The 5,914-nt window shown below is 43.5% G+C and carries 8 protein-coding genes; 1 reads left to right on the top strand and 7 read right to left on the bottom strand.

The genetic code is table 11. The features are described from left to right. Positions 1-115: 115 nt before the first annotated feature. The 5 genes from tadA to sspK all read right to left on the bottom strand — a co-directional run bounded on the left by tadA (position 116) and on the right by sspK (position 3,502). A complete protein-coding gene (gene tadA, locus NIE32_RS13950; RefSeq protein ID WP_253077479.1) occupies positions 116-589 on the bottom strand; it encodes a tRNA adenosine(34) deaminase TadA in 474 nt (157 codons plus the stop codon). 111 nt (positions 590-700) lie between these two features. Then, positions 701-1,969, bottom strand: coding sequence for a uracil permease (gene uraA, locus NIE32_RS13955; RefSeq protein WP_253077480.1), 1,269 nt, complete (start codon positions 1,967-1,969; stop codon positions 701-703). A gap of 360 nt (positions 1,970-2,329) precedes the next feature. Beyond that, a complete protein-coding gene (locus tag NIE32_RS13960) occupies positions 2,330-2,971 on the bottom strand; it encodes a Bax inhibitor-1/YccA family protein (RefSeq protein ID WP_253077481.1) in 642 nt (213 codons plus the stop codon). Between the two features lie 207 nt (positions 2,972-3,178). Further along, positions 3,179-3,325, bottom strand: coding sequence for a YpzG family protein (locus NIE32_RS13965; protein WP_253077482.1), 147 nt, complete (start codon positions 3,323-3,325; stop codon positions 3,179-3,181). 3 nt (positions 3,326-3,328) lie between these two features. Next, positions 3,329-3,502, bottom strand: coding sequence for a small, acid-soluble spore protein K (gene sspK / locus NIE32_RS13970; RefSeq protein ID WP_253077483.1), 174 nt, complete (start codon positions 3,500-3,502; stop codon positions 3,329-3,331). Between the two features lie 434 nt (positions 3,503-3,936). Here sspK and NIE32_RS13975 point away from each other — a divergent pair, with 434 nt between their 5' ends. Next, entirely contained in the window at positions 3,937-4,380 is a 444-nt protein-coding gene (locus tag NIE32_RS13975) for a hypothetical protein (protein WP_253077484.1), read from the top strand. A 161-nt stretch (positions 4,381-4,541) separates the two neighbouring features. On the opposite strand, the gene clpP is transcribed toward NIE32_RS13975, so the two are convergent. Next, a complete protein-coding gene (clpP, locus tag NIE32_RS13980) occupies positions 4,542-5,132 on the bottom strand; it encodes an ATP-dependent Clp endopeptidase proteolytic subunit ClpP (protein ID WP_253077485.1) in 591 nt (196 codons plus the stop codon). A gap of 42 nt (positions 5,133-5,174) precedes the next feature. Beyond that, positions 5,175-5,914: RNA polymerase sigma factor (locus NIE32_RS13985; protein ID WP_253077486.1), on the bottom strand; the 740-nt coding region annotated here is incomplete at its 5' end.

Below are 5,914 nucleotides of genomic sequence, written 5' to 3' on the forward strand. Positions count from 1 at the left end.
AATCATGCACTATCAGGAAGTAATAAATCCCAACATTCACTAATGATCAGCATTAAGGATGACACCGATTATCTCACTGCTATGCAGAGTAGCGAAATACAAAGCATTATGGGCTTTATTTATTCTTTTTCTTATTCTCGCGTAGTCTCCTGAAAAAATCGGTAAGCATCAGACTGCATCGGTCGCCGAGAACACCTGCTGTAACCTCCGCGCGATGATTAAAGCGGTCCTCCTGAACAAGATTCATCAACGTCCCTGCGCATCCTGCTTTTGGATCTGGCGCCCCGTATACAAGTCGATCAATCCGTGAAAGAACAATTGCGCCGGCGCACATCGGACAGGGCTCCAAGGTGACATATAGTGTACATCCGGACAAGCGCCATGTCCCCAATTTTCGACTGGCTTGCTCGATGGCCATCAATTCGGCATGTGCCGTAGGTTTCTGTATTGTCTCACGCTTGTTATAAGATTGAGCAATAACTGCTCCCTCACGTACAATTACTGCTCCAATGGGCACTTCATCAATAGCTTCCGCTTTTTCAGCTTCGGCAATGGCCAGCTCCATCAATCGCTCATCTTCAGTCAGCACGTTCACCCCTCCTGTCTGAACAGCAGTATACCGAATGATCCCCTTCAAATCAAACAATAAAAGAGACGTCCCCGTTCAGAGGGACGCCTCTTTCCACACACAAAAATAAAATTAGTCTTCATTAGAAAGATGCAGTTTGTTAATCATTGCGAAGAACAAACTGAGCAGTATACCAACGATCGTTGCGAGTCCCATACCGTTCAGCGGCACCTTACCAATGTTAATGGATACACCACTCAGTCCGGCAGCAAAAATCACCGTTGCCAGAATAATATTCTGTGCTTGAGAAAAATCAACTTTTTTCTCAACAAATATACGAAAGCCGTTTGATGCGATGACGCCGTACAGGATTAGCGAAATCCCGCCGATAACCGCCGATGGAATGGACGTGATTAGTGCCGACAACTTGCCGACGAAGGAAAGCACAACAGCGATCACGGCTGCACCACCGATGATCCATGTCGAATACACTTTGGTAATCGCAAGCACCCCGATATTTTCGCCATAAGTTGTGTTGGGCGTCGATCCGAGAAAACCAGAGATAACCGTTGAAATACCGTTTCCGAGCATTGAACGGTCAAGGCCGGGATCCTTAATCAGATCTTTTCCGACAATATTGCCCGTAACCATTAAGTGTCCGACGTGCTCCACAATGACTACTAACGCAGCCGGAAGAATAATCATAATGCTGGCCGTATCAAAGGACGGGGTGTAAAAATGCGGCAAAGACAGCCAATGGGCATCCTCAACCGGACTGAATTTCAGGAGTCCCGCCGGCCAGGCAATCAAATAGCCAGCAACAATGCCAATCAGAATTGGAACGATTTTCAAGAATCCGCGGAACAGTACCCAACCGAGAATCGTAACTAAGATCGTCAGCAACGAAACAAGCACGGTTTTTGGGTCCATCGTCCATTGAGTTGCTCCAGCAGGCGCAATCAGTCCGGCACTCTGTGCAGCCGTAGGAATCAGCTGCAAGCCGATGATTGCAACAATTGATCCCATCGTAACCGGTGGAAACACAATATCAATCCATTTCGTACCAACCAGGTGAATAATAAATGAAACAATAATAAAGACCAAGCCAACGGCAATAAATCCACCTAAAGCTGCTTCATAGCCGTGCGTACCAATAACCGCAAGCACCGGCGAAATAAAAGCAAAGCTTGACCCGAGATAAGCCGGGATTTTTCCACGGCAGATCGCAAGATAAAGTAATGTGCCGATACCGTTCATCAACAAGATGGTCGCAGGATCAACTTTGAAGATAAGAGGTACAAGAACCGTAGAGCCAAACATCGCAAATAAGTGCTGAAAACTTAAAGGAATACTCTCAACTAAAGGAAGCTTTTCGTTCGTTTGAACAATGCGTCCAGCCATTTGCATCTCCCCCATATATGTATTTTGTCCATCTTGTCTAGTATAACGGAAGAACAGTTCGTGAGAAAAGTCATTATTGAACGAAAGTGAAAATTTTTTTGAGACATGAAGAAAATTTGGAACACGGACATTTAATGATTAATTATCCTATCATACCCAAAACCTTATCTTTCTATTAAAAAAGCTCTGTATACATTTAATGTTATTTTTCTAACCAAAGGGCCATGTGCGAGATGCCTGCGAGCTGCCGACCTTAGCCTGGACGAGGAGGATCGCGGTGCCCCGCGGCAAGCGAACACGTGGAAATAAGCCATAAAAAAAGGAAGGCCGCCAAAGCGCCTTCCTTTTTTAAAACTAATCTCAGTTTTTTGAACCAATGCCAATGAATTGCAAAATGTAGAGAAATAGATTGACGAAGTCCAAATAGATGGAAACAACAATCATCGGAATATCTTCATCGGTAAAGCCGTGAACCGTCAATCTGTTGAAATCGAACAGCGTGTAGCCAACAAAAATGAGAATCCCGATGCCCGAATAAATTTGCGCAGTCATACTTGATACCGGGATAAAAATGCTAAAGACTTGCAAGAGAACAAGCGCAATTAATCCGACAAATAAGAACCCACCAAGGAATGAAAAATCACGTTTGCTTACCATCGCATAAACCGCAATTGCCCCAAACGACACTGTAGTTACCGTGAATGCCTGAAGGACAAGTGAAGCGCCTAATAAGCTGACGTAAGAGTTAATCGCTGAATATAAGGTTACGCCTGAAATGAACATGAAACCATACATCAGCAAGTACCCAACTGCTTTACGTTTTCTGACAAACATCATCATGAAGATCATACCCATTTCCAAGAACCAAAGCGGCAGTCGAAAAGCATCAGACACATATTGTCCGAGGTAGAGACCTACTGTTGTCGCCAGTAATCCGGAAAAAAGCGCCCCAAACAATTTCGAGTACGGTTTTCTGACCGCTCGAGTTGCAAATTCAACCATCAAACGTCATCCTTCCTAAAAGGCTTGTAATAAACATACGTTTCATCTTCTATAAAAGTTTCTGTTGTCTATTTATCTTTATGCCCATTACCGTCAATTTTTAAAGATAATATTCATTATACAAAGAAAAATTTAAAAAGCAAAAATTATGAAAAAAGACGGTTTCCATTTTCGGGAGAACCGTCTTCTTCACCTTTTGTTTTGGTTTTATTTTTGGTGACGCCGCGTATTCACTTCCAGAATCTTTCCTGCCTGTGTCTGCTGAGTTTCACCATTCACTTGATATAGCGAATGCTTGGCATGAGGCATGTCGTAACGCTTGATCATTTCATCGGTTCTGCCCGGTTGTTTCACCTGTCATCCCTCCGTATGATCGTGCTCTCGCTGATCCCGATGTGCAGAAAACATTCGTTCACCCGGACGATCTTTTGTCGTACCATTCGCACGCTTCGATACATGCGATGGGCTCGCCCCTGGCCAAATGTCCTCTTCATTCTGCACACTATAACGTGTTCCCGGCTTATCTACCAAGGTCAAAACCTCCTTTTCAAAAGGTAATCTTATTATGTGTCCGATTGATTTTTTTATCCTTCAACATGAACTTTTTTTATTTTTTTTGCACCTCTATATAGCCCATTATCCTTTCGCCGTACTGAAATATGTTTTTCCGAACTCCCTGATGCCAGAAAAAGAAGTCGGGCACCAATACTGTCGGCCCCTTCATCGTTAACCTCCGATCAGAGAAAAATAGCGCGGTCTTTAAGCAGATGCGATGATCCGATGCGCCACGTGGCACCAATACTCGAACCAGGTTGAGCTTAACCTCCTTTTGATTCGCGCCTATTCTAACTAATTATCGTTTGTCAATTAAATTTGTCATTAAATGTGAACACCATTTGTAGATTTTTTGTCAAATTTGTGATATTGTTTATGCCAATGAATTCAATTGAGTGAGGCATTGATCAATGACATCAAGTACATGGTTTAGCAAACGCACAACTATTCTTCTTCTGGCTGCATCAGCCATTATCATTGCAAGTCTGACTGTTTACGGCTTGCTTATTAATTTCAAAGGTGACCAAAGCATTAAAGCGCATCAGACGGTTAATTCCTATTCGTTTCGCAGCAATCGAACGATTTTAGTCCACTTGAAAAACGGATATGTCTTTCGTTTGGACCTGACCTCTGTTCCACTAAATGTAAAGGTCGGAACAAAAAATACGCTGTATCGCGCACCGGGTAGCATTTCAAAATACGCTTCCTCTGGCAAGATTTCCGGATATCTTCTTACCCTAACGCCAAGCGCATATCAAGCCTTTAACAAGGACCTCGTGAATCATTTCGGTGCTGCCAGCATGCTGCAGCAAAACCTGCAAAATCATTCCGAATTGGTTTCTGTCTCTATCTAATAAACGAACACCGAACCCCTTGAACTGGATCAACGTCCGAATTCAAGGGGTTTTAAATAGAATCAACTATCTAAAGCTTTCCAGAACCCTAGGCCCAACGCCTAGGGTTTTCATTTCATAAAAAAAAGACGCGCAGATGCGCGTCGGAATACAAAAGTACATTATAATTTTTCGATAATCTTATCTACGAGGCCATACGCCTTTGCTTGTTCAGCTGTCAGGAAGTTATCGCGATCCGTGTCCTTCACAACCTGTTCGTAAGTCTGACCTGTTGTTTCGGCAATAATGGTATTTAACTTCTGCTTCGTCTTCAGAATATGTTTGGCGCTGATTTCAATATCACTCGCCTGTCCTTGAGCTCCGCCCAGAGGTTGGTGAATCATCACTTCACCATTTGGCAATGACAAACGCTTGCCTTTTGTTCCTGATGTCAGAATAATTGATGCCATTGATGCAGCCATGCCCACACAGATGGTTTGAATATCCGGCTTAATGAAATTCATTGTATCCAAAATGGCAAACCCGGCCGATACCGAACCGCCAGGACTATTAATATAGATGGAAATATCTTTTTCCGAATCCTCCGAAGCAAGAAACAGCAATTGAGCCACCATGCTGTTCGCGACTTCATCGTTGATTTCCGAACCAAGGAAAATCACACGGTCCTTTAATAAACGTGAATAAATATCGTAAGAGCGTTCCCCTTGATTCGATTGTTCGATAACGTATGGAATAAAAAATGACGACGACACAGTAATTCCTCCCTGTTGTTCATTTATCAATTTAATTTACCATTAAGCAGCGAGAAGACAGCGTACTTCGCGGTCTTTAGCGCGATGTTGCTCTTGAACGAGACAAGCAGCAGATTCCTCTCGATACAGAGCGAGCAGCCGCTCGGGATCTCCACTTTGAAAGGCGGAGATATAACGATCAAGTCGCTGATCATCAATCTGCTGCCCCGGGTCGGTCAATTCTGGGCGCATCTTCTTGCGTGCCCGATGATAAAGGACGCGCACATTTCCGTCTGACTCCCCGCATAATTTAGCGATCTCTGATGAAGATAATCCCCAACCCGCTTGCATCAAGTATACCAGTCTTTGCCTAGAATTTAATGTATGAAGCACTATTTTCATCGCCATAACCAGTCGTTCGGGATACTCTATCGTTTGATCACAAGCGGCCATATCTTCAAAAGATTCCTTATCAATCTCCGGTACACGTACTTTACGATGATGATCAATCCAAGCATTGGAAATGATACGGAATAGGTATGTCTTCGTTACCTTTCTGGACCGATCTTTCTTCCATGCCTGAAATAATTTCATTAATACATTTTGAAAAAGATCGTCACCATCCCAAACCGATCCTGCAAGTACCCTGCAGCGCCGCCGCATGGATGCCAGATACGGAAGGAACGTACGTACAAATTGATCGTTCAAAGACTTTGTCTCTCCAGTAAGTATATCCTTCTCCATAAGCGGCCTCCTTTCTTCGCCTTCTTCTGTATAAACGAAAAAAAGAATGAATTGGTTAC

The organism is Sporolactobacillus kofuensis (assembly GCF_024125425.1).
Classification (GTDB): domain Bacteria; phylum Bacillota; class Bacilli; order Bacillales; family Sporolactobacillaceae; genus Sporolactobacillus; species Sporolactobacillus kofuensis.